Origin of the sequence: Actinophytocola sp. (assembly GCF_036002505.1) — a bacterium.
Classification (GTDB): domain Bacteria; phylum Actinomycetota; class Actinomycetes; order Mycobacteriales; family Pseudonocardiaceae; genus DASYTH01.
The window spans coordinates 1-22,272 of record NZ_DASYTH010000068.1 but is presented as its reverse complement, the minus strand read 5'-3'; the positions used below and the strand labels follow the sequence as shown (position 1 = coordinate 22,272).

Genomic DNA, 22,272 nt, shown 5'->3' with positions numbered 1-22,272 from the left:
GAGGAAGGCCCCCTTCATCTCACCCACTCCACAATGGACACCGAGGTATCGCCGAGGTCCCGCACCACCGGCACACCATCGGCCTTGGGTAGCACGTGCTGAGCCGCTGCTTAAACGATCTTGAAACGGCCCTGACGCTGATGGCTGAACGGGCGCTCAAAGGCCGTTCGGACACGCTGGTCGGATTGTGCTCCACCCCGCGACCTGCTCTCGCCAGGTGCTCACCAACTCGGCCACGGCCTGATTTACTTATGGCAGTTATGGGCCGCCGTCAACCGTCAAACCGGTGCAGTTTGCCGCTGCGTTATCTGTCCATTTTCCGGCCCGCTTGCACGGCGAGATTGAGCTTGAGCACGTTCACTCCCGGGGTCGCCGAGAAAGCCCTGGCCGCGGGTGTTCTCCTCGGCTTTCTCCCATCCGCCGGGCCGCCCAGCCGAGCCCGGCGAGCGCGAGCGCCATGCACGCGCCGGTGTATCCAAACGCGACAGCCGGCGAGGCGACGGTGTACAGCAGCCCGGCAACCGTGCTGGCCGCGAGGTTGCCGCCGGCCTGGACCGTGGCCAGCAACCCGAAAGCCGACCCACGCAGCGGTTCGGGAGCGAGCGCGGCGACGGCCGCGTGCTCGGCGGTCTCCACGCACCCGATCCCCACTCCCCCGGCGACGAACGCCAACGCGAGCACCGCGACGGCCGGTCCGGTGACCGCGAAGATCAGATACCCGACCAGAAACAGCGCCACGCCAACGGCGATCACCACCAGCGGCCCGAGCCGGTCAGACAGCGCCCCAGCCGGATACGAGGCAAGCGTGGCCGCGACGTTGTATCCGATGTAGAGCAACAGCGCGATCCGGGTGGCCGCCTCGAGCCCGTGCTCCGGGGTGAGCAGGTCGGTGGCGCGCAGGATGAGCAGGGTCACCGCCAGGTTCCCGATTTCGAACAGGGTGACCGCGCCCAGCAGCCGGCCGAGTCGCCCGCGCAGCACCGGCCGCACCCGGATGCGCAGCGGCTGCCGCGGGCGTTCGGCGGGCTGCCGGACGTGCCGGATGGCATAGATCATCGCGACCGCGGCCAGCAGCCCGGGCACGACCGAGAGCAGAATCGCCGTGCGCACACTGAAAACCGTGACCAGCCCGAGCGCCAGCAGCGGGCCCACGATCGCGCCGAGGTTGTCCCCGGCGCGTTCGAACCCGTACGCCCGCCCGTAGACGGATGCCGGCACGGCGTCGGCGAGCAGCGCGTTCCGCGCCGGCACCCGCAGCCCCCGCGCCGCCCAGGCGCCGCCCCGCAGCAACCCCACCACCACCGCGTTGCCGGCAACCCCGATCAGCGACGACAGCACCGCGGTCGTCGTGTACCCGCCGACCGCGATCCGCTTGCGCCGTCCCGGGTCGTCCGCCAGCGGCCCGCCCACGAACCGTCCGGCCCCCGCCAGCGCGTCCCCGACACCCTCGATCAGCCCCAGCGCCGCCGCCGGCGCCCCCAACGTGCCGGTGACCAGGCTCGCCAACAACGCCGTCGGCACCTCATGCCCGACGTCCGAGAAGAAGCTCGCCGCTCCGATCCCCCGGACCCCGGGGGTCAACCACGAACGATCATCCTGCATCCGGGCATCCTGGGCCATCCAGTCCTTGGCGAGCAATCCACATTAGTGTAGACGCCGAGTCATCGGCGTTCGGCACTTCCCGCTCTTGGCAGGTGATGGTCACCTTTCTAAGAATATTAGAAACTGAGAAGAGGAAAAGAAAAGGGTGTGGCTCCGTTGGAGGGAGTTGCTCGTCGTTGCCCCTCGTGTCGTCGGGCGTCGTTGCCAGGGATGCGAGTTTGGCCGGGGCCGTGCTGGTGAGGCAGGTGGGATCGGTGTGACTATTGGGCGGTCGACACCTGCCCTGAAGGCGGCCTTCAGGACGCTCAACGTCCCGAAGGCCGCCTTCAGGGCATTGGTCAACGCCCCACCGGTCCCACCAGCCACACCAGACCCGATCACCCCGATCACGATGGACAACTCCCTCCAAAGGAGCCACACCCAAAAGAAAAAGATGGCGCCGGTGTCGACCCCTTTTCGGGCTGCAGGATGACAGGGGGCGCTCCGCGCCAAAATCATGAACACGATAGGGTGAGGTGCGGCGAATTTTGTCGATGGGCCTGACGAGTTCGCCTATTTGGAATTCGGCTGTCTCAAGATCATCTAGGTGAGATGGTGTTGCTGATGGGACTGTGGTGACGCCAGGTTCTCCAGTGGCTCCAAGTCGTGCGACGAAGGACGCTTTCGTCACGCTGAGCGTGACGAACGACGCTTTCGTCGCCCTGGAGCTGACCACCTCAGCCTGAGATGGGAAAACGCTCGGGGTTGAGTGCGGCGAGGGGTCTGAGATGGGCACCGAGATCCAGAGGGGGCCGACGGGCCAGAAGCTGCTGCCGCTGCGGGTCGTCTGTGGCTCCTGCCCGGCGGGCGTGCGATAGGTTGCCCGCCATGGCTGAGCTCGGACCCGTCGCCTGGCCACCTGCCCCGATCAGGACCGAGCGGCTCGTGCTCCGCGCGCCCGAGGCCCGGGACCGTGCGGCGTTCATCGAGCTGTTCGCCTCGCCCGAGGTGGGCACCTACCTTGGTGGTCCTCGACCGCGTGACGAGCTCGAGCGCACGGTGCCTGAGGTGCCCGGGCGGCGCCCCGGCCTTTTCGTGGTCGATCTCGACGAAGCGATGATCGGCATGATCACGCTCGATCGGCGCGACGCAGAGCGTCCGGGTCACGTCCGTCAGGATGCCGGGGAGGCCGAGCTCGGCTACCTGTTCCTGCCGCAGGCGTGGGGATGCGGATACGCCGCCGAGGCGTGTGCAGCGGCACTGGACTGGTTCGCCGACGCGCTTCCCAGCGAGCCGGTGGTGCTCTGCACCCAGACCGCCAACGACCGCTCCGTGCGCCTCGCGGCGAAGCTGGGGTCACCGAGGTGGAGCGGTTCGAGGAGTACGGCGCCGAGCAGTGGTTCGGCTTATGGTCCCCGGTCACGCCGTCCGGTCCCGGGTGCCCACGGCATCGCGGACCTGGGCCGTTAAAGGATTGGCTGCGTGTGGTTGACGCCCCGTAGGGTGCCGATCATGGCTTGTCGCATTTCCGAGTTGGTGATCCAGTGCCGGGATCCGCAACGGTTGGCGGCGTTCTGGTGCGAGGTGCTGGGCTTCAGCGTGCTCGGCACCGACGACGGCGTGGTGGGGATCGGACCACGGGAAGGGTTCGGCGCATTGCAGCCGGCGCTGGTCTTCATCCCCACTGCCGAGCCTCAGGCGGGCAGGCTGCGGCTGCACTTCGACGTCAACGCCACCGACCGCGATCAGGACGCCGAACTCGAACGCCTCCTGAAGCTCGGGGCGTGCCCGGCCGACATCGGCCAGACCGGTAAGGAGCCCTGGCACGTCCTGGCCGACCCCGAAGGCAACGAATTCTGCCTCCTGCAAACCCGCCTGAGCTGACCATCGGCCCGCACCGGCAAACGCCGAAACCCACACCCTCAGAGCGCTCAACGGAGTGTCGTTAACGTGACGTTGCTTTCCTTCGAGGGAGTGAACGTGACGTTGCTTCCCCACCGGGAAAGCAACGCTACTTCTGAGCATCAACCGCTGCGGGGCTCGCGCACCGCGTGAGCCCCGCAGCGTCGGTCAGCAGGTGCCGTCAGACCGACCAGACCAAGCCGATCGCCCGGTACGGTCCACCACGTGAGATCGACGATCCTGCTCACCGGGGCGTCCGGCAACATCGGCTCCCACGTGTTGCCGGAACTGCTCCGCCGCGGCCACGAGGTCCGCACCTTCGCCGGCGACGTCACCGAACCGGCCGAGGTCGCCGAAGCAGTCGCCGGAGTGGACACGGTCGTCCACCTCGCCGCCGTGATTCCCCCGGAGTCGGACGAGTGGCCGGCCTGGGCCCACGAGGTGAACATCGGCGGCACGCGCCACGTGATCGAGGCGTGCCGGGCACAGGCAGATCCGCCGCGACTGCTGTTCACGTCGACGTTCGACGTGCATGGGCGCACCCAGGGCAAGGAGCCGCCGCGACGGGTGGACGATCCGCTGATGGCGGTGGATCCGTACACCGAGCACAAAATCGAGTGTGAACGGTTGATCCGTGAGTCCGAACTGGACTGGGTGATCTTCCGGTTGACCGATGTGCCGGTGCTGGGCATGCGGAAACCGCACCCGATCATGTTCGAGATCGGGCTGGACAACCGGATCGAGGCGCTGCACGCGGACGACGCGGCGCTGGCCATCGCCGGTGCGCTGACCGCGCCTGAAGTCTGGGGGCGGGTGCTGTTCATCGGCGGCGGGCCGTCCTGCCAGCTCACCTACCGGGAGTACCTGAGCCGGCTGCTCGCCGCGATGGGCGTGAAACCGTTGCCGGACAAGGCATTCAGTGACGCCGAGTACGTCACCGACTGGGTCGACAGCACGGAGAGCGAAGCGCTCATGCACTACCAACGCCATACTTTCGACGATATCGCCGAGGCCATCGCGGCGAGCCTCGGCTGGCGGCGCCGCCTCGTGCCGCTGGTGGAGCCGTTCGCCCGGCGGGCCATGCTGAAACTGTCGCCGTATTACAAGGCACGTTGATGTGGGACTACGGACCGTGGGCAGTCGTCGTGGGCGCCTCGGACGGGATCGGGGCGGCCTTCGCCGAGGAGATCGCGGCCAGGGGTGGCAACGTCGTGCTGGTGGCCCGGCGGCGCAACCTGCTCGATGAGCTGGCCGAGCGGCTGCGCGAGACACATCGGATCCAGACCCGGGTGGTGGTGGCCGACGCGGGCACGGCCGGCGGAATCGCCGCCGTGGCAGGCATTTCCGAGGACGTCGGGCTGCTCGTGTGCAACGCCGCACTGGCACCGGTCCGACCGTTTCTCGAGCTGACGCCGGGGGATCTCGACGCGATGCTTGATCTCAACTGCCGCTCGGCCGCCCACTTGGCGCACGCCTACGGCTCACGGTTCACAACCCGACGCCGCGGCGGCATCGTGCTGCTCAGCTCGATGGCCGCCGACCAGGGCTCGGCGCTCGTCGCGCACTACGCGGCGACCAAGGCGTACCTGCGGGTGCTGGCCGAGGGCCTGTGGGCGGAGCTGCGGCCGCACGGCGTCGACGTGCTGGCCAGCTGTCCCGGCCTGGTCCGCACCCCGACGTTCGAGCGCACCCACGCCGCCGCACCCGGACGGATGGTGCCGCCGCCCATGCCGCCCCGGACCGTGGCAAGGGAGACGCTGAACGCCCTGGGCCGGGGGCCAAGTTTCATTCCGGGCCGGCGGAACCGTCTTCTCGGTTCCGTGGCGCGGCTGCTGCCTCGACGGCGGGCGGTGCGGCTGGCGTCCCGCGAAACCGGAAGGCTTTACCCGACACAACCTCGTCGTACGGCTCCGGAGGGCGAATCCGGCGGGTGATCCCGTTGCCGGCGTTGACGAGCACGGTGCCGACCCGCTGCCGCAGCGGGGACGGCGGCCGGCCGTCGGCGTGCGGGGAACGCAGGTGGTGGCCGACCAGCGCGGCGTACATGCTCAGGGTCTGCCCGACCGTGGCCATGTCCAGCGTGCTGATCAGGCTGTCGGCCAGTCCGAACGGGATGGACGCCGGCAGGATCCCGCGGGCGTACTCCACCGCGTACACCCCGGTGGTGAAGTTCATCCCGCGCGCCTGGTTCGGCCCGACGTAGACCCGGTCGCCCGCCCGGTACTCCCGGCGCTCGAACTGGCCCTCGCCGAAGTACCACATCTCGCCGTCGATCACGGTGTCCCAGAAGCCGAGCAGGTGCCGGCCCGAGTGACCTTCGGAGCCGATCGGCGTGCCCCAGATCATGATGTACTCGAACGCGGAGGCGTAGTACACCTTCATCTGGATCATCGCTCCGCCGGCGTTGCTGAAGATCCACGGCTGCGCCACGTCGAGCCGCCCCGGATAGCGCTGCGCCATGGCCTCGGCGAACGCGTCGAACATGGCCGGCTTCGGCTTCCCCAGGCAGGTCATCGCGCACTCGTGGACGACGTCCGGATCGAAGATGTACTCCATGCCCGCCATTCTTGCGGTCCGGTCAACGCCCGGAGAGCAGGGGTTTGCGGGGATCCCAGGCGTCGCCGCGGCGCCGCCGGGCGACGGCGGACAGGGCCTCGAGGACGACCCGGTTGCCGAGGAAGGCGGTGACGTCGGCGTGGTCGTAGGGCGGGGACACCTCGACCACGTCCATGCCCACGACGGGCAGCTCCAGGCAGCAGCGGCGGACCGCGTCGAGCAGCTGCCGGGTGGTGAGGCCGCCGGGCTCGGGGGTGCCGGTGCCGGGCGCCATCCCGGGGTCCACCACGTCCACGTCCACCGACAGGAACACGCCGTCGCAGTCGTCGACCGCGATCGCGAAGGCCTCGGTCAGGCACTCGTCCAGGCCCCGCGCCACGATCTCGGACATCTCGTAGGAGCGCATGTTCCGCGCCGCCATCCAGTCCAAGATGGACGGTCCGGGCCAGTAGCCGCGCAACCCGATCTGCAGGAACCGGTCGCCGCGGGCCGCCCCCGACTCGATCAGCCGGCGCATCGGCTGCCCGTGCCCGTACAGCGAGCCGTACGCGATGTCCCCGGTGTCGGCGTGCGCGTCGAAGTGCACCACCGAGACCCGGCCGGCGCCGTGCACCCGGGACACCCCGGTGACGTCCGGCAGCGCGATCGTGTGATCCCCGCCCAGCACCACCGGAATCGCGCCGGCGCTGGCCGCGGCGTACACCGCCTCCTCGATGACCCGGATCGAGCGCTCGATGTCCCCGTTGAACAGCGCGACGTCGCCCGCGTCGACCACCCGCAGGTCGCGGAGCGCGTCGACGCCGAGGGCCAGCGACGGCCGCGACCCGTCCTGCGGCAGGTAGCACGCCTGCCGGATGGCCATCGGCCCGAACCGGGTCCCCGGCCGGTGCGTCGTCCCCCCGTCGAACGGCGCCCCGATGATCACCACATCGGCGTCCACCGCGGCCAGGTCCGCCCGCGGCACCCCGAGAAACGTGACGTCCGGCCCGAACAGCGCGCTCATCCTGCCCCCTCCCGTGACCCGGCGATTGTGGCACGCCGAACGGCCGGAAGCGGTCACTGTCCGCCGCCGGTCGGTGCGAGCGAGCGCGCCGCTCCTAGTCTTTGAGCCGTGACCCACCGTTACAGACGCGACGTGTTCAGACGACTAGGTCGGGTCGTCGGGTGCCTCGTGGCAGCGCTCCCCGCGATCGGTCTTGGTGGGATCACCCCATCCACGGCGGACATCGAGTGCGCCGGCAGCAGCCGGGTGTTCGCCGTGGATGCGGGAACCGGACACCTGGCGGAGATCCGGTCGTGTCCGGGCAGCACGTCGACCCTCGGACCGGCGGTCGAGGTGGATTCCGGGGACTGGCGGGCCTACTGGACGATCTTCGGGATGTTCGATGGCAATGCGGCGATCCTGTACGCGGTCACCCCGACAGGCGAACTGTGGTGGCGCCGGCAGGAGTCGCCCGGCGCCGCGCTGAGCACGTCGGTCCGGATCGCCGACACGATCAACTGGCGGTACGACGTGGTTTTCGCGGCGAGCCCGGGCTATCTCGAGCTCGGCGATGTGGGCGGGTCGGTGCGCACCTTCCGGCACGAGGGGTGGGCCACGGGTGGGACGGCGGTATCCGAAGTCGGCGACCTCATCGCGATATTGACCGGACCGGTGATCATTGCACTGGTGTCGGGTTACGCGGTCGGGATCGTGGACGGCGTGAACTACCGCGTGTGGCGGGACCAATCCGACTCCACGCGCGTTGACGGATACCCGAGCGGGGCGCTGCCCGCCGGCGTGCACGCTGTGACCGGAGACGGAACCTGGCTCTACGGTGTGGATTCCAGCGGCGGCATGGTGCTGTTGGCGCAGCCGTGGTACCCCACATGCCAGCGCTTCAACGGCTCGCCGTGGCAGGTGGCCGCAGAGGTACCGGGGTACTTCAGCCGGATGGTCGTGCCGGTCAGCGCCGAGCCGGGCGAGCCGCCGGCGGTAGCCCCGCCGCCGCCGACGAATCCGCTCCAGGACGATCCTACCTGTAGCGGTGCCAACGGCTCCCCGTGGGAGTGGCAGTAGTGACTCAGTCGACCCAGCCCTCGCGAACGGCGGCGACGGCGAGGGTGACCCGGTTGGTCGCGCCGAGTGCCTCGAGCAACGCCTGGACGTGCCGGCGCACGGTCCGCTCGCTGATGCCCAGGTGGCGTGCGATGGCGCCGTCGGTCATGCCGGTCAGCACCAGCCGCAGCACCTGGTCCTGCTCCGGCGGCACCTTCGCCGCGTTGCCGTCCACCGACACCGCCCGGCTCCACAGCAGTTCGAAGTAGGTCCGCAACGCCGAGGTGATCACCGGGGCGCGCACGAGCACCGCGCCCTCCACACCGGTGAGTCCGAGCGGCAGCAGTGCCGCCCGCTCGTCGACCAGCACCAGCCTCATCGGCAAGTACGGATACACCCGGCACTGCCAGCCGCCCTCCTGGGATTTCCGGAGCATCTCCGCCGCTCCGGGCACCTCCAGCGCCGCGCGGGCGTAGATGTTGCGGAAGCGCACCCCGCGCTCGACCACCTCGGCCGGCGGAACACGCGCCGACCGTGGGTCCGGCGGCCGGGTGAAGTATCCGGTCTCCAAGCTGGCGACGTCGTTCTGAGCGGACAGGCCCAGCTCCACCGACAATGCCCCGATCTCGTCCCCGTCCGTGATGACCCGCACCAGGTCGTGGGGCTCCTCGGCGGGCAGCGTGGCCGACCGGTAGACCTGTTGGAGCGCACCCATCTCGTCGCGCAGTCGCAGCAACGTCTGGTACTGGTCGAGGATCTGCCGCTGCTTGGTCAGAATCGCGTTGTCCACGGCCCTGATCGGCTCCACCGGGACCAACCTGGGCAAATCGACGTAGCGTTCCCGGGCGAACCCCTTGTCGATCAATTCCCGGGCCTCGGTGGCCTCCGGCAGGTCAGGATGATCAATGAGCGATAAGCCCCCGCTGACGATAAGGCTCTCGTAGAGCCTGGCGGCCGGCTCTGATAGCACACTGGTCAGGCCAGTCCTCATCCACCCCTCCCGCAGCGCCGGCCCAGAGTGTAGCGGGTTGGCCGCATCCGGCCAATGACCCAGATCATCGGGAAACAGCACATCGCCAGTCATGCGAAACGGAATATGCTCCCAATCTGGAGCCCTACCAAACTGATTTCCGCCGGGCTCCAATACAACGGAGAAAGGGATTCCATGAAGCTATCTGCGCGTGTGACGGCGCTGCTCGTGGGCGTCGTCATGGCGTTGCTCACAATGGTCGTCCCCACCGCTGCCCAGGCAACCACTCAGTCGAGCAGCGGTGTCCTTGCCGTCCCCACGCCAGGGGTCCTCTACCAACTGAGCAATCTTGGGCGGGGACAATGCGCCGCGGGACAATCAAGCAACAGAGTGAACATGTCAGGATGCAACGTCAACTTCCTCGACCAGTTCTGGCTCCCCGAGCCGATCGGAGGACCGGGGCTCTTCCGGTTGCGCGGCCTCGCCACCTCAAAATGCCTGGCGATCATTTCAAACGGAAACGTCCGGGTATCCGACTGTGTCGACAGCTTCGCTGACCAATGGTGGCGATTCGATCCCGCTCCGGTCGTCGACTCTTACATGCTGTTCAATGCTTTCCGCGGTACCTGCCTGGCGGCACCCAGCGCGAACGGTGCGGCGACCAGCTTCAGATGTGAACGCGGCTTCACCGACCAATGGTGGACCTTCGTTCCCCGGTAACAGATGAGCACCCGGCCGGCGGCGGTGCTGATCCGCCGCCGAGCGGGACTTCAGTAGTGCAGCCCGGCGCCCTGGGGGAAGAGCGCGGGCTTGCCGTCGCCGGCGTTGATCGGTTGCTGGGAGGCGGACTGCATCCAGGTGGAGGGGAGCTTGCCGGTGGGGTTGTAGTCGCCGAACAGCACGTCGGCGACGCCCTGGCCCTCGGTGCCGGGGAGCCAGGCGGCGAGCAGGGCGTTCCAGTTCGGGAGTTGGGCGGCGATGTCCATCGGCCGGCCGGAGACGAGGACCACGATGACCGGGACGCCGGAGGCGCGCAGCGTATTGAGCGTGTTGAGGTCGGTGTTGTCGAGGCCCATCGAGCCGGGGCGGTCGCCGCGGCCCTCGGCGTAGGGGTTCTCGCCGATCACCGCGATGGCGGCCCGGTAGCTGGAATCGATGCCGGAGCCGTTGGCGCTGAACGTGACCGTCGTGCCCGGTGCCACGGTGTTCCGGATCCCTTGCAGGATCGTGGTTCCCGGCGTGGTCGCGCCGCTGCCGCCCTGCCAGGAGACGGTCCAGCCGCCGGACTGCAGGCCGATGTTGCTGGCGCTCTTGCCGGCCACGAAGATCTTGCCGCCGCTCTTGGCCAGCGGCAGCACGCCGGTGTTCTTGAGCAGCACCTGTGACTCCCGCACGGCCTGCCGCGCCAGCGCGCGGTGCGCGGCGCTGCCGACGGTCGGGGTGAAGGACCGGTCGGTGAACGGCCGCTCGAACAGCCCCAGCTCGAACTTCTTGGTGAGGATGCGCCGGTTCGCGTCGTCCACACGGGACAGTGGCACGCGGCCGGCCTGCACCTCGGCGCGCAGCAGGTTGAGGAAGTTCCGGAAGTCGGTGGGCACCATCACCATGTCGATCCCGGCGTTGATCGCGGTGCGCACGTCGGTCGCCGAGGTCCCGGTCGCCCCGTCGATCTGGTCGATGCCGGCCCAGTCGGAGACCACGAAGCCGGAGAACCCCAGTTCGCCCTTGAGCACGGTGTTGATCAGGAAGCCGTTGCCGTGCACCTTGGTCCCGTTCCAGCTGCTGAACGAGATCATCACCGAGCCGACGTTACGGTTGACCGCCTCGCGGAACGGCGGTAGGTGAATGGCCCGCAGGTCGGTCTCGGAGAGCTGGGTGTTGCCCTGGTCGGTGCCGTTCGTCGTGCCGCCGTCGCCGACGTAGTGCTTGGCCGTGGCGAGCACGGAGCCGGGCGCGGCCAGCGAGGTTCCCTGCAGCCCGGTGATGATCGTGGCCATCGAGGACGGCAGGTCGGGCGTCTCCCCGAACGACTCGTAGGTGCGGCCCCACCGGTCGTTGCGGGCCACGCACAGGCACGGCGCGAAGTCCCAGTCGATGCCGGTGCCGCTGACCTCCTCGGCCGCCGCGCGGCCGATCTGCTGCACCAGCGCGGGGTCCCGGGTCGCGCCGAGCCCGATGTTGTGCGGGAAGATCGTGGCCCCGACCACGTTGTTGTGGCCGTGCACGGCGTCCACACCGTAGATCATCGGAATGCGCAGCGGCGTGGCCAGCGCGGCCCGCTGGAAGTTGTCGTACATGTCCGCCCACGCCGTCGGGGTGTTCGGCGACGGCGCCGATCCGCCGCCGGAGAGCACCGAGCCGATCCGGAACGTGGTCAGGTCCGACGTGGTGGCGGCCGTCCGCTCGACCTGGGTCATCTGGCCGAGCTTCTCGTCCAGCGTCATCCGGGAGAGCAAATCCGCGACCCGGGCCGCCACCGGCTGGTTCGGATCGGTGTAGTCGGCCCTGGCCAGGGTCGGCCGCACCACACCGAGCGCGGCGACCGTGAGCACGACGAGGGCGAGCAGGCGTGCGGCATCGAGCGGGCGAGTCATGCGGGGCTCCTCCCCGGCCAACCCGCGGCATCCCTGCCACACCGCGTGTAATCAGTGCTGCCTCAAGCGTAACCGGGGAACGCCCGATGGGAAAGGAACGTCACGTTGCTTCCCTTCCCGTCAACCGCACGGCGAGGGCGGGGTGGCGAACGGGCCGGTGCCCCAGTCGGCCTCATCCGGGTCCGCGGTCAGCTCGAACGTGATCGTCTCGCCGGCGGTGAGCCAGACGTGGTCGACCCAGACCCGGTCCCATGGCTTGCCGCCGACGGTCACCGACTTCACGTACTGCAGCACGGACGGGTCGGCGCCGGGGGCGGAGAGGACGATCTCGCCACCGTTCTCCAGGTGGATCACCGCGCGGGCGAACCGGGGCGCGTGCAGCAGGAACTGGCCGGTGCCGGGCACCGCGGGGTACATGCCGAGCGCGCTGAACAGGTACCAGGCGGACATCGTGCCGAGGTCGTCGTTGCCGGTGACCCCGCTGGGGCCGTTGACGAACAGCGTCTGCGCGGCCCGCAGCACCGCGGACGTCTTCCACGGCGCGCCGATCAGGGTGTACATCCAGGGCGCGTGCAGGTCCGGCTCGTTGTTCGGGTTGTACCGGAACTGGTTGTAGTAGGCGTACGCGCCGACGACCCAGTGCGACCGGACCGCCCCGGCCGGATCCTTGACCAGATCGGCGTAGGCGAAGAAGTCGTCCAGCCGGCGCACCGCGCTGTCCTTGCCGCCCAGCAACTCCACCAGTCCGGGTACGTCCTGCTGGACCAGCCACTGGTACTGCCACGAGGTGCCTTCGTGGAAACCGCTGGAACCCTGCGGGGTGTACCGCTTGAACAAGGGCCGATACCACCGACCGCTTTTCGTTCTAGGGCGGGGAAAGCCAGTGAAGCCGCGGTCGCTGATCCGGGTGTCCCAGAGCAGCCGGTAGTTGCGCGCCCGCCGGCGCAGGGCCTCGGCGTCCTCCTTGTGCCCCAACGCCTCCGCCATGACCGACAGGGCGCCGTCGGCGACGCAGTACTCGAGCGTGGCCGAGGCGCCGTGCTGCGGGTCGGCATCGTGCCCCTTGGTGAAGAAGAACAGCTTGAACAGCGGGTTGTGCTGGACCCAGCCCTTGGTCAGGTAGTTCGGGTTCCCGGCGCGCCCCTCGAACGGCGAGTCCGGCGCGGGCACCTGGGTGACGTTCTGCCACAGCGCCGCGTAGGCCTGCTCCTCCCGGCCCACCAGCGCGCCGAACCGCCAGAGGTCGACCAGGAACGGGGTGACCGGGTCGCCGGTCATCGTGTTGGTCTCCTGGTTGGCGTACGCCCAGCGCGGCAGCCACCCGCCCTGCTCGTGGATGGCGAGAATGGACCGGGCGATGTCCGCCGTCCGGCCCGGGCGCAGCAGCGCCAGCAGCTGGTTGTGGGCGCGGTAGGTGTCCCACAGCGACCAGAACTCGTGATAGGTCCAGCCGTCCGCGTGGTGGATCCGGTTGTCGAAGCCGAGATACCGGCCGTCCACGTCGTTCCCGGTCAGCGGCTGGAGCAGAACGTGGTACAGCGCGGTGTAGAACACTGTGCGGTCATCTGCCGAGCCGGCCTCGATGTCCACAGTGGACAGTTCGGTGACCCACGCCGCCCGGGCGCGCTCCCGCAGCACGTCGAAGCTGAGCAACGCTTCGCCGTCGTGCACCTCCGCGGCGAGGTTGCGCTCGGCGCCGGTGAAGTCCACATGCGAGATCGCGGTGTAGGCGGTGACCTGGTTGTCCTCGCCTGGTTCGAACGTGACCCAGGCGCCGCGCAGCCCGTGCCCGCCGGCCGACTCCCGGGAACCCGGTGCGGCCACGTCGTTCGCCCAGGTGCCGAACGTCGTGAAAGGACGGTCGAACGTCGTGACGAAGTAGGTGGTGTACGGCCCGCCCCCGCAGAACGCCTGCGCCACAACGTATCCGGTCAGCGTGCGATCGTCGACCACCCGGACCCCGCTGGCGAACACCGGCTCCTTGTTGTTCGCCTGCCCCACGTTGACCAGCACGTTCCACGGGCCGGCCGCCGGGAAGGTGAACCGCTCCACCCCGGCCCGCGTGGTCGCCGTGGTCTCCACGGCGATCCCGCCGTACCCGGTGAGCTGGACCCGGAAGTACCCCGGCTGCCCCACCTCCCCGTCGTGCGTGTACGGCGAGCCGTACTCCTCGTGGTTGAAGTTCGGCCCGACCGCCCCGGTGGTCGGCAGGATCGAGATCAGCCCGCCCTGCTGCGCGCACCCCGCGCCGGACAGGAAGAAGTGCCCGAACCCCCGGATGATCGGATCGTCGTACCGCCACCCCGAGTAGTGCGACCCGATCGGGCTCGAGTGCGCCATCCCGAACGGCATCGACGCGCCCGGGAACGTGTTCCCCTCGTCCCTGGTGCCGATGAACGTGTTGACCGAGTCCACCGACATCCGCGCATCCCATTCTCGCTCGAAGATCGGCACAGCCTACCGATACGGTCTGACGCCATGGGTGAGACGCTTCGACTGGGTGAGTACCTCCTGGCCATCCAGGGCCTCGCGATGATCCGCACAGCGCCGACCCGGCCCTCCGAGGCGCGCCCCCGGGTCGACGACATCCGCCGCATCCTCGACGAGCTCCCGGACTCCCTGGAGCTGCCGCTCACCGAGTACTCGCTGGCCGAGGGCTACACCCACTGGGCCGAGCACTACGACAGGCCCAATCCCGCGATCACCCGCGAGGAGCCGATCGTGCACGACATCCTCGCCGGCCTACCTCCCGGCCGGGCCCTCGACGCCGCCTGCGGCACCGGCCGGCACGCCGCACGGTTGCTCGATCTCGGCCACCAGGTCGTCGGCGTCGACACCTCCCCCGCCATGCTCGCCGTAGCCCGCCGCAAGCTCCCCACCGCCGACCTCCGCCGCGGCCCGCTCGAGAACCTCCCCGTCCAGAACGCCACCGTCGACCTCGTCACCTGCGCCCTCGCCCTCACCCACGCCCCCGACCTGACCCCGGTCATGCGCGAGTTCGCCCGCGTCCTGCGCCCCGGCGGCCGCATCGTCCTCTCCGACATCCACCCCACCGCCGTCATGACCGGCGCCGTCGCCGCCTTCCCCGGCCCCGCCGCCGGCATCAACTACATCCACAACGCCGCCCACCAGGTCAGCGACTACCTGGCCGCGTTCCGGGCCGCCGGCCTGACCGTGCTCGACTGCGTGGAGCCTCCGGTCGACGAGACCGTGATCCCCAACATCCCCGGCTACGACACCTACCCCGACGCCGCCCGCCAGGCCTTCCTCGGTATGCCCTACCTGCTCATCTGGGAGCTTACGTGCGAACAGTAGGTATCGACCTCGCTGCGGAACCGACGACCACCGCCGTAGCCGTAATCGATTGGCAAGCCGGCGACGCGCAGGTGGCGGCATTGCAGGTTCCGGCAGATGACGACGCGGTCCTGCGCCATGCCGAGGGAGCCGAGAAGGTCGGCATCGACTGCCCACTGGGATGGCCGGACAGCTTCGTGGATTTCGTCCATGCGCACCGGGACGGTCCGACCGAGGCGCGCGCCGGATCTGAATGGCGCCGCTCGCTGGCCTACCGGCGTACCGATGAGCACGTTCGCTCCGCCCTCCCGGGTTTGATCCCACTCAGCGTGGCGACGGATCGCATCGGTCTCACCGCGATGCGCGCCGCGCGACTCCAAGCGCTTCTGGCGCGACGCGGACATTCCGTGGATCGGGCCGGAACTGGGCTGATCGTCGAGGTCTACCCCGCTGCGGGGCTTAGAAAATGGGAATTGGCCCACCGCGGCTACAAGGGCGCCAAGAACGTCACCATCCTGGGCAGCCTGGTGGACAGCCTCAGGAGATCCGCGCCCTGGCTGGATCTCGGCGAGTTCGAACCACTCTGCCGCCGCTCCGATCACGCCTTCGACGCGGTGATCGCCGCCCTCCTCGCCCGCGCCGCCGCCCTCGGGCTCACCACCCCGCCCGACGACCCCGCCACCGCCGCCACCGAAGGCTGGATCGCTCTTCCCGTCTGCCCGCTCGATGACTTGATCACGCTCGGTGCCGAAGGGAGAATCGGCTGATGAGAGCGTGGCATCGGGTCACGATTGCGGTGCTGGGGTGCCTGGTGCTAGGTGCCGCCGCGGTGGTTGTCGTCCTCGGTCCAGGTTGGGCGGTCGGCTCCGGGGCGGGGCTGACCGCGGCGGAACGGCTCAAGGCGGAGAACGATGTGCGGGCCACGCTCCTGCAGGGGCTGGGCGGGCTGCTGGCTCTCGGCGGTGTGGCGATTGGTGCGGCGATGACGGTTCGGCAGGTGCGCGCCAACCGCGAGGGGAACACCATCGGCCTGTTCACCAAGGCGATCGACCAGCTCGCCAGCGAGCAGCTCTCGGTCCGGCACGGCGGGGTCTACGCCCTGGAGCATCTTTGTGAGCTCGACGACCGCTATCACGGGCACGTGCACGCGCTGCTGACCGCGTTCGTGCGGCAGCACGCCCCCTGGCCACCGGTCAAGCCGGCAGCGGAGCTTGACGAAGAGCGGGCGCGGTTCCACGGCGGCCTCGCCGACGACGTGGGCGCTGCGATCGGCGCACTCGGCCGGCAATCCATGATCACCGAGGGCGCCGGGTCCGAACTGGAGCGGGCGGACCTGCGCGGCGCCGAGCTGAGGAAGCTGGACATTCCCCGGCTCTGCCTCGCCCATTCCAATGTGGACGGTGCCATTCTGGCCGGCGCCAAGCTGGCCGGGGCCACCCTGGAGGACACGAGCCTGCGCGGAGCCGACCTTTCAGGTGCCGACCTGACCGCGGCCAACCTCACCGACGCCGACCTGCGTGGGGCGAACCTGTCCGGCGCCACGCTCGAGGGCGCCGACCTCACCGGGGTGATCGCCGACGGCACCACGACATGGCCAGCAGGATTCGCTCCGGACCGGATCACGCCGCCCAGGGCTGGCTCGACATCAGCGCCTTGACGTTGTTGGCGTAACTCGACGACACGGTGTGGCCGTTCGAGAACTGCACCGCACCCGCGCCGGCGTTGTAGCCGACGATGACCGCGGTCAGCAGGTCCGCGTTGGTGATGTCGTAGTGGTGGCCGAAGTTGTTCTCGCCGAAGTAGGCGATCAGCCATTCCAGGTATTCGGCGCCGATGGCGGTGTTGCCGGCCAGGGTTTGGTAGTTGTGCGAGGTGCCGAAGCGCTGGTTCATCCAGCGGGCGGTGGCGTCCATGATCTGCATGGTGCCGACGCCGCCGTCGCAGGCCTTGATGGCGGACTGCCAGCCGCTTTCCTGCCAGGCAATTGCCTGGATCAGCGCCGGCGGGACGGTGATCACGGCGCGGGCGCCGAGTTGCTCGGTGGCCGGCGGCGGGCTGCCCTCGGGCGGGTCGATCGCCAGCAACGGCGGGTTGGCCACTCCGGCCCAGAAATCCTTGCCGGCGGCGGAGAGCAGCGCGGACTTCACGTCGGCTCTGGGTGCGTTCTCCCCCGTGAAGCTCGGCGCGCAGCCGGGCACCGGCGGCGGGTGCGGAGCCGGCGGAACGGGAATGGTCACCGGATGCGGGGTCGGCGCCGGCATCGCGGCCTTGGGCGGCGCGGCTTTCCGCGTCGTGGTCGTGGTCTTCGGGGTCGCCGTCGTGGATGTGACCACCGTCGTGGTGGCGGCGGCCGGCGCGACCGTGGTCGTGGCCACCGCGGCGGGCTCCTCACCGGCCTGCGCCGACGCGGACCGGGGCGCGGGATCGTTGCCGGACAAGAGAAATACCGCGGCACCGACGGTGATCACGATGACCGCGAACGCCGCGGCAAGCACGATCGACCGGGACCGGTTGGAGATCCTCATGCGGCGCCCCCTCGTCAGAATCGAGGCGACCCTACCAAGCGATCAGCCTTGCCTTAATCCGCGCCCAAGCGTGTGACCTGGATCACAGGATCGGGTTAAACCGCTCGGGTATCCGGTACGTGTGCGCGGCAACGCGCACGTGCGCCCATATATTTTGGGCGGTGAGGCAGGAGGGGCTCCCATGTCGGCTCGATTATCGGGTCCGGCCCGATGAACGCGGCTCTGTGGTGGTGGATTGGCGGCGCTCTGGTGGTCGTGTCGTTGGTCGGCTGGCGGCTGCGGCGGGCCGCGCAGAAAGTCCGCAGAATCCTGGCCGAAGAACTGGAAAACGCCACCGAATCGTCCGCTGACGACGACGAGTCCGTCCGGAATTCGAACACCGGTGACCCACCGGAAAAGATTCGCGGAAAACGGCCCGGCTAACCCACCAGACCGGCATGTTGGCCCATGGCGTCGGCATGTTGGCCTCTAGCGTCGGTGTGTTGGCCGAGGGCGACCCTTGAACCCCGGTCCGGCCGGATGGCCATCGCGCCAGCGGCCAAGACGGCAACGCCAAACGCCAACACGGCACCCTCAGGCGCCAATATGGCGACGTGAGCGGCCAACATGGCCGGGCTCAGCTCAGCGTCATTTCGGTGGACCGGCGGGTGATCAGCCGGCACGGCATGAGCTGCACGCCCTGCTCCAGCGGGTGGCCCTCGATGGCGCGCAGCAGCTTGGTGGCCGCGGCGTGGCCGAGCTCGGTGAGGTTGAGATCGACGGTGGTCAGCGGCGGGCGGCAGCCCTCCGCCATCACCTCCCAGTTGTCGACGCCGACGATGCCCACCTCCTCGGGCACCCGGCGGCCCGCCTCGCGCAGCCCGTCGGCGACCCCGCGGGCGATCTGGTCGCTGCCGCAGAAGACCCCGTTGAACTCCTCGCCGGCGCGCATGAGCAGCGCGACCGCCTCGCGGCCCCAGCGCTCGCTCCAGTCACCCATCAGCGGCTCGCCGAGCACCAGGCTCTCCCCCGCCGCGGCCAGCGTCGCCTTCACCGCGGCCGCCCGCTCCCGGGTGGCCAGGTGCCGCTCCGGCCCGGTGATGTGCACGATCTTGTTCCGCCCGGTGGCCAGCAGGTGGGTGACGGCCAGGCCCACGCCCTGCGCGTCGTCGTGCATGAGCGACAGGTCCTCGGCGTTGTCCGAGCGGGCCCGGGCGTAGACCACCGGCACCGGCAGGTCCGGGCCGAGCGACGGGCGCGGGTCGTAGGTGCGGCCGGTGACGATGATCCCGTCCACCCGGCGGGCCAGCAGCGTGCGCAGGTAGTGCTGCTCGCGGATGCGGTCACCGCGGCCGTCGCAGAGCAGGACCGAGATCTGGCCGGCGCCGAGGGCGTCCTCCGCGCCGAGCATGACCGGGATGGTGAACCGGCCGAAGCTGTCCGTGGTGAGCACCCCGACGGTGTAGGTGCGCCCCTCGATGAGGTTGCGCGCCAGCATGTTCACATGGAAGCCGAGCTCCTCGGCGGCCGCCACCACGCGCCGGCGGGTCTCCGGGCGGAGCTGACCGCGGCCGTTCAACGCCTTGGACACGGTGCCGGCCGACACGCCGGCCCGCGCGGCCACATCGTTAACTGTGACCGCCCCTCGCCGTTTCCGCTGGACCAACGAACGTTTCCCTTCCCGGAAAATTTTCCGCACAGGATACCCGTCCATCTGGGCATTGACCAGCATTATCACCGACAACTAAGGTCCGGAAAGCCTTATCGGCATCGGACCGCAGCCGGAAAATTTTCCGAGTCGTTCCGGATCGGCGATGGCGCACCTCAAGGGAGAGGACATGGCCATGTTCACCAGAGTCCTGGCGCTGACGTCCGCGCTGGCGCTGGCCCTGACCGCCTGCAGTAGCGGCGGGGGGAGCTCCAGCACCAGCGGCAACCCGGATGACGGCGCCCAGCTGACCATGTGGGTCCGGTCGGCCACCGATCAGTTCAGCCAGCGGCTGGTCGACGCGTACAACCAGAGCCACAAGAACCACGTGACCCTCACGATCATCCCCAACGACAACTACCTGACCAAGGTCGGCACCGCCGCGGGCTCCCGGAGCCTGCCCGACATCCTGGCCTCCGACGTGGTGTACACGCCGAACTACACCAAGCAGGGCCTGTTCGCGGACATCTCCTCGGACATCAAGGCGCTGCCGTACTTCAGCAGCATCGCGAAGTCGCATCTGGACGTCGCGTCCTACCAGGGCAAGATCTACGCCGTGCCGAACAAGCTCGACTCGTCGGTGTTCTTCTACAACAAGGACCTGTTCAAGCAGGCCGGGCTCGACCCGGAGAAGCCGCCGAAGGACTTCGACGAGATCCTGGCGTACGCCCGGAAGATCACCGCGCTCGGCAACGGGGTCACCGGGTTCGACCTGGCCGGCAGCTGCGGCGGCTGCGGGGTCTACACCCTGTTCCCGTACGCCTGGGCGGACGGGAAGATGGTGCTGTCCGACGACGGCAAGAAGGTCGACATCAACAACGACGCGTTCAAGAAGATCTTCGGTCTGTACCGTCAGCTCAGCGACGAGAAGCTGGTGGACTCCAGCGACAAGGCGCAGGACGGCGCGACCTGGCCGGCGAACTTCCTGGCCGGCAAGGTCGGCATGCTCCCGCTCGGCTCACCGATCGTCGGCGACCTGCTCAAGCAGACCAAGTTCCAGTGGGGCGTGGCCGCGCTGATGTCGCCGGACGGCAGCAAGACCTCGACGTTCATCGGCGGCGACGTCGCCGGCATCTCGGCCACCTCCACGCACAAGGCGCAGGCCTGGGACTTTCTCAAGTGGACACTCGAGGAGAGCACCCAGACGGAGATCATCGCCAAGAACGGCGACCTCCCCGGCCGGACCGACCTGTCCGGCAACAAGTACACCGCCGCCGACCCGCGCACCAAGCTCATCGCGGACGGGTTGAAGGACGGTCACACGCCGTTCGCGCTGCCGTTCGGTGACTTGTTCAACAACCCGAACGGGCCGTGGGTGGCGACGATCCGCGCCGCGCTCTACGGCGCCGAAGGCGTCGACAAGGCGCTCGCGGACGGGCAGTCCAAGATCCAGGCCGGACTGGACTCAGCAGGCTGATGGCCGCTCCCCAAGCCCTGAAGGACTCCATCGGGACCCCCAGCGTCTCGAAGGAGTCCTTCAGGGCATCTCCCCGGCGATCCCGCGACCCGGCGGGACGGCGCCCGCTCACCGGGCTGCTCTTCGTCGCGCCCACCGCGGTGGTCGTGGCGGTGCTCTTCCTGGTGCCGCTGGGCATCCTCGTCTACATGTCGTTCACGGAGTGGCCGCTGCTGGCCGATCCGATCCCGAACGGGGTGGAGAACTACCAGAACCTCGCCGACGACGACCTGTTCGTCGGCGCGATCACGTTCACGCTCGTTTACACCGCGATCACCACGGTGGTGCTGTTCGGCGTGGCGTTCGTGCTGGTGGCCATCTCCAACAGCCGGCGGCGCGGCGCGCGGTTCTACCGCACCGCGTACTTCCTGCCCTACGTGGTCGGCACGGCCGCGGCGTCCACCATGTGGTGGATCGACGCGCACGACCAGCTCGGCGTGTTCAACCAGGTGCTGCGGGCGCTCGGGCTGATCGATCAACCGGTCGGCTTCCTGAACACGCCGGGCAAGGCGCTGTTCACGGTGATCACGCTGGTGGTGTGGAAGTTCGTCGGCTTCCAGGTGATCGTGCTGCTGGTCGGCCTGCAGTCGATCCCCGAGGAGCTGTACGAAGCGGCCAGAGTGGACGGTGCGTCGACGCTGCAGCGGCTGCGCTACATCACCGTGCCCGGCATGAAACCCACGATGGCGCTGCTGACCGTGCTCTCCATCACCGGTTCGCTGCTCGCCTTCGACCAGTTCTACGTGCTCACCCACGGCGGGCCGGACAACAGCACGGTGACCGTGGTGCTTGCCTTGTACAACAAGGCGTTCCAGTCGTTCCAGCTGGGCAGCGCCGCGGCCGAGGCCGTCGTGCTGCTGGTCGCGCTGGTCGTGATCAATGTGATCCAGCTGCGCCTGCTGCGGAACCGGGAGGGCTGATGACGGTCATCCGGCGGAGAGTGCGGGGCGGCCTGTTCCACGCGGTGAGCGCGTTCCTCGCGGCCGCGTTCCTGTTCCCGCTGCTGTGGGCGCTGCTGAACTCGTTGAAGAGCAAGGGCGAGGCGAACCAGCAGCCGCCGAGCTGGTTCCCGCACAGCTTGTCCCTGGACAACTACCGCAACCTCGCGACGTTCGACCAGGGCGTGACCACCTACCTGATCAACAGCATCGTGGTGTCGGTCTTCACCGTGGTCGGCTCGGTGGTGGTCTGCGTGCTCGGCGGGTACGGCTTCGCCCGGTTCACCTTCCGCGGCAAGAGCCTGCTGTTCGGTGCGACGCTGGCGATCCTGATGGTGCCGTACGCCACGATCCTGCTGCCGCTCTACATCCTGCTCAGCCGGATCGGCCTGGGGAACACGCTCATCGGGCTGGCGCTGGTGCTGGTCATGTTCCAGCTCCCGTTCGGGATCTTCCTGATGCGCAACAGCTTCGAGGCGATCCCGCGCGAGCTGGAGGAGTCGGCGCTGGTCGACGGCTGCTCCAGCTACGGCGCCTGGCGGCACGTCTCGCTGCGCCTGGTGTTCCCCGGCGTGGTCACCGTCGCTCTGTTCTCGTTCCTCACCTCGTGGAACGAGTACCTCGCGCCGCTGATCTTCCTCAACGACGGGCGCAAGTACACGCTGCCGGTCATGCTGGTGAACATCCGGTACGCGTCCTACAACATCATCGACTTCGGCGCCCTCCAGGCG

20 protein-coding genes and 1 pseudogene are annotated in these 22,272 nt (G+C 69.0%); 13 read left to right on the top strand and 8 right to left on the bottom strand.

The window, feature by feature from the left end:
* Positions 1–357: 357 nt before the first annotated feature.
* Positions 358–1,602: an MFS transporter gene (locus VGR06_RS05195; RefSeq protein WP_327557797.1), complete on the bottom strand. Its 1,245-nt coding sequence runs from the start codon at positions 1,600–1,602 to the stop codon at positions 358–360.
* An 867-nt stretch (positions 1,603–2,469) separates the two neighbouring features.
* On the opposite strand from VGR06_RS05195, the gene VGR06_RS05190 reads away from it, so the two are divergent.
* The 4 genes and pseudogenes from VGR06_RS05190 to VGR06_RS05175 all read left to right on the top strand — a co-directional run.
* Entirely contained in the window at positions 2,470–3,051 is a 582-nt protein-coding gene (locus tag VGR06_RS05190) for a GNAT family N-acetyltransferase (protein WP_327557796.1), read from the top strand.
* 42 nt (positions 3,052–3,093) lie between these two features.
* The gene (locus tag VGR06_RS05185; RefSeq protein ID WP_327557799.1) at positions 3,094–3,465 is read left to right on the top strand and encodes a VOC family protein; all 372 of its coding nucleotides are present in this window, start codon (positions 3,094–3,096) and stop codon (positions 3,463–3,465) included.
* Positions 3,466–3,708: 243 nt separating this feature from the next.
* Positions 3,709–4,599, top strand: a complete 891-nt coding sequence (locus VGR06_RS05180; RefSeq protein ID WP_327557795.1) for an NAD(P)-dependent oxidoreductase — start codon at positions 3,709–3,711, stop codon at positions 4,597–4,599.
* Positions 4,599–5,162: pseudogene (locus VGR06_RS05175) on the top strand (SDR family NAD(P)-dependent oxidoreductase); the annotation flags it as partial. The gene VGR06_RS05180 and the pseudogene VGR06_RS05175, both read left to right, overlap by 1 nt.
* Positions 5,163–5,268: 106 nt before the next feature.
* Here the strand turns inward: VGR06_RS05175 and VGR06_RS05170 are convergent.
* Together VGR06_RS05170 and speB are read right to left on the bottom strand one after the other, a co-directional pair.
* Positions 5,269–6,039 (bottom strand): hypothetical protein, encoded by a 771-nt coding sequence (locus VGR06_RS05170; RefSeq protein WP_327557794.1) that lies wholly within the window; start codon positions 6,037–6,039, stop codon positions 5,269–5,271.
* Between the two features lie 22 nt (positions 6,040–6,061).
* Entirely contained in the window at positions 6,062–7,042 is a 981-nt protein-coding gene (gene speB, locus VGR06_RS05165; protein ID WP_327557793.1) for an agmatinase, read from the bottom strand.
* A gap of 168 nt (positions 7,043–7,210) precedes the next feature.
* Between speB and VGR06_RS05160 the strand changes: the two genes are divergently transcribed.
* Positions 7,211–8,098, top strand: coding sequence for a hypothetical protein (locus VGR06_RS05160; RefSeq protein WP_327557792.1), 888 nt, complete (start codon positions 7,211–7,213; stop codon positions 8,096–8,098).
* A 4-nt stretch (positions 8,099–8,102) separates the two neighbouring features.
* Here VGR06_RS05160 and VGR06_RS05155 read toward each other — a convergent pair whose 3' ends face one another.
* Positions 8,103–9,068: a LuxR C-terminal-related transcriptional regulator gene (locus VGR06_RS05155; RefSeq protein ID WP_327557791.1), complete on the bottom strand. Its 966-nt coding sequence runs from the start codon at positions 9,066–9,068 to the stop codon at positions 8,103–8,105.
* A 54-nt stretch (positions 9,069–9,122) separates the two neighbouring features.
* On the opposite strand from VGR06_RS05155, the gene VGR06_RS05150 reads away from it, so the two are divergent.
* On the top strand, positions 9,123–9,767 hold the full coding sequence (locus VGR06_RS05150; protein ID WP_327557790.1) for an RICIN domain-containing protein: 645 nt from the start codon (positions 9,123–9,125) through the stop codon (positions 9,765–9,767).
* 50 nt (positions 9,768–9,817) lie between these two features.
* Here the strand turns inward: VGR06_RS05150 and VGR06_RS05145 are convergent, their stop codons facing one another.
* Positions 9,818–11,641: a glycoside hydrolase family 3 protein gene (locus VGR06_RS05145; protein WP_327557789.1), complete on the bottom strand. Its 1,824-nt coding sequence runs from the start codon at positions 11,639–11,641 to the stop codon at positions 9,818–9,820.
* Between the two features lie 120 nt (positions 11,642–11,761).
* Positions 11,762–14,062 carry a GH92 family glycosyl hydrolase gene (locus tag VGR06_RS05140; protein ID WP_327557798.1) on the bottom strand — a complete coding sequence of 767 codons (2,301 nt, stop codon included), beginning with the start codon at positions 14,060–14,062 and terminating at the stop codon, positions 11,762–11,764.
* A 57-nt stretch (positions 14,063–14,119) separates the two neighbouring features.
* Between VGR06_RS05140 and VGR06_RS05135 the strand changes: the two genes are divergently transcribed.
* The 3 genes from VGR06_RS05135 to VGR06_RS05125 are packed head-to-tail and all read left to right on the top strand — an operon-like array spanning position 14,120 to position 16,592.
* A complete protein-coding gene (locus VGR06_RS05135; protein WP_327557788.1) occupies positions 14,120–14,956 on the top strand; it encodes a class I SAM-dependent methyltransferase in 837 nt (278 codons plus the stop codon).
* Entirely contained in the window at positions 14,944–15,702 is a 759-nt protein-coding gene (locus tag VGR06_RS05130) for a DUF429 domain-containing protein (protein WP_327557787.1), read from the top strand. The genes VGR06_RS05135 and VGR06_RS05130 overlap by 13 nt, the downstream gene beginning before the upstream one ends.
* Positions 15,702–16,592: a pentapeptide repeat-containing protein gene (locus tag VGR06_RS05125; protein WP_327557786.1), complete on the top strand. Its 891-nt coding sequence runs from the start codon at positions 15,702–15,704 to the stop codon at positions 16,590–16,592. Before VGR06_RS05130 ends, VGR06_RS05125 begins: the two co-directional genes overlap by 1 nt.
* On the opposite strand, the gene VGR06_RS05120 is transcribed toward VGR06_RS05125, so the two are convergent.
* Complete coding sequence (locus VGR06_RS05120) at positions 16,555–17,460, bottom strand: transglycosylase SLT domain-containing protein (RefSeq protein ID WP_327557785.1); 906 nt, start codon at positions 17,458–17,460, stop codon at positions 16,555–16,557. The two genes, VGR06_RS05125 and VGR06_RS05120, sit on opposite strands and share 38 nt — an antisense overlap.
* 210 nt (positions 17,461–17,670) lie before the next feature.
* On the opposite strand from VGR06_RS05120, the gene VGR06_RS05115 reads away from it, so the two are divergent.
* Positions 17,671–17,883, top strand: a complete 213-nt coding sequence (locus VGR06_RS05115; RefSeq protein ID WP_327557784.1) for a hypothetical protein — start codon at positions 17,671–17,673, stop codon at positions 17,881–17,883.
* A gap of 193 nt (positions 17,884–18,076) precedes the next feature.
* Here VGR06_RS05115 and VGR06_RS05110 read toward each other — a convergent pair whose 3' ends face one another.
* The gene (locus tag VGR06_RS05110) at positions 18,077–19,063 is read right to left on the bottom strand and encodes a LacI family DNA-binding transcriptional regulator (protein WP_327557783.1); all 987 of its coding nucleotides are present in this window, start codon (positions 19,061–19,063) and stop codon (positions 18,077–18,079) included.
* Between the two features lie 220 nt (positions 19,064–19,283).
* Here VGR06_RS05110 and VGR06_RS05105 point away from each other — a divergent pair, with 220 nt between their 5' ends.
* From VGR06_RS05105 to VGR06_RS05095, 3 genes are all read left to right on the top strand, one after another.
* A complete protein-coding gene (locus VGR06_RS05105) occupies positions 19,284–20,564 on the top strand; it encodes a sugar ABC transporter substrate-binding protein (protein WP_327557782.1) in 1,281 nt (426 codons plus the stop codon).
* Positions 20,564–21,523 carry a sugar ABC transporter permease gene (locus tag VGR06_RS05100; protein ID WP_327557781.1) on the top strand — a complete coding sequence of 320 codons (960 nt, stop codon included), beginning with the start codon at positions 20,564–20,566 and terminating at the stop codon, positions 21,521–21,523. Before VGR06_RS05105 ends, VGR06_RS05100 begins: the two co-directional genes overlap by 1 nt.
* A partial coding sequence (locus tag VGR06_RS05095) for a carbohydrate ABC transporter permease (protein ID WP_327557780.1) occupies positions 21,523–22,272 on the top strand: 750 nt, incomplete at its 3' end. The genes VGR06_RS05100 and VGR06_RS05095, both read left to right, overlap by 1 nt.

Coding starts and splice junctions, on each gene's coding strand:
- VGR06_RS05195 (WP_327557797.1), bottom strand. CDS start 1,602: ATGCAGGATGATCGTTCGTGGTTGACCCCCGGGGTCCGGGGGATCGGA.
- VGR06_RS05190 (WP_327557796.1), top strand. CDS start 2,470: ATGGCTGAGCTCGGACCCGTCGCCTGGCCACCTGCCCCGATCAGGACC.
- VGR06_RS05185 (WP_327557799.1), top strand. CDS start 3,094: ATGGCTTGTCGCATTTCCGAGTTGGTGATCCAGTGCCGGGATCCGCAA.
- VGR06_RS05170 (WP_327557794.1), bottom strand. CDS start 6,039: ATGGAGTACATCTTCGATCCGGACGTCGTCCACGAGTGCGCGATGACC.
- speB (WP_327557793.1), bottom strand. CDS start 7,042: ATGAGCGCGCTGTTCGGGCCGGACGTCACGTTTCTCGGGGTGCCGCGG.
- VGR06_RS05155 (WP_327557791.1), bottom strand. CDS start 9,068: ATGAGGACTGGCCTGACCAGTGTGCTATCAGAGCCGGCCGCCAGGCTC.
- VGR06_RS05150 (WP_327557790.1), top strand. CDS start 9,123: ATGACCCAGATCATCGGGAAACAGCACATCGCCAGTCATGCGAAACGG.
- VGR06_RS05145 (WP_327557789.1), bottom strand. CDS start 11,641: ATGACTCGCCCGCTCGATGCCGCACGCCTGCTCGCCCTCGTCGTGCTC.
- VGR06_RS05140 (WP_327557798.1), bottom strand. CDS start 14,062: ATGTCGGTGGACTCGGTCAACACGTTCATCGGCACCAGGGACGAGGGG.
- VGR06_RS05135 (WP_327557788.1), top strand. CDS start 14,120: ATGGGTGAGACGCTTCGACTGGGTGAGTACCTCCTGGCCATCCAGGGC.
- VGR06_RS05125 (WP_327557786.1), top strand. CDS start 15,702: ATGAGAGCGTGGCATCGGGTCACGATTGCGGTGCTGGGGTGCCTGGTG.
- VGR06_RS05120 (WP_327557785.1), bottom strand. CDS start 17,460: ATGAGGATCTCCAACCGGTCCCGGTCGATCGTGCTTGCCGCGGCGTTC.
- VGR06_RS05115 (WP_327557784.1), top strand. CDS start 17,671: ATGAACGCGGCTCTGTGGTGGTGGATTGGCGGCGCTCTGGTGGTCGTG.
- VGR06_RS05105 (WP_327557782.1), top strand. CDS start 19,284: ATGTTCACCAGAGTCCTGGCGCTGACGTCCGCGCTGGCGCTGGCCCTG.
- VGR06_RS05100 (WP_327557781.1), top strand. CDS start 20,564: ATGGCCGCTCCCCAAGCCCTGAAGGACTCCATCGGGACCCCCAGCGTC.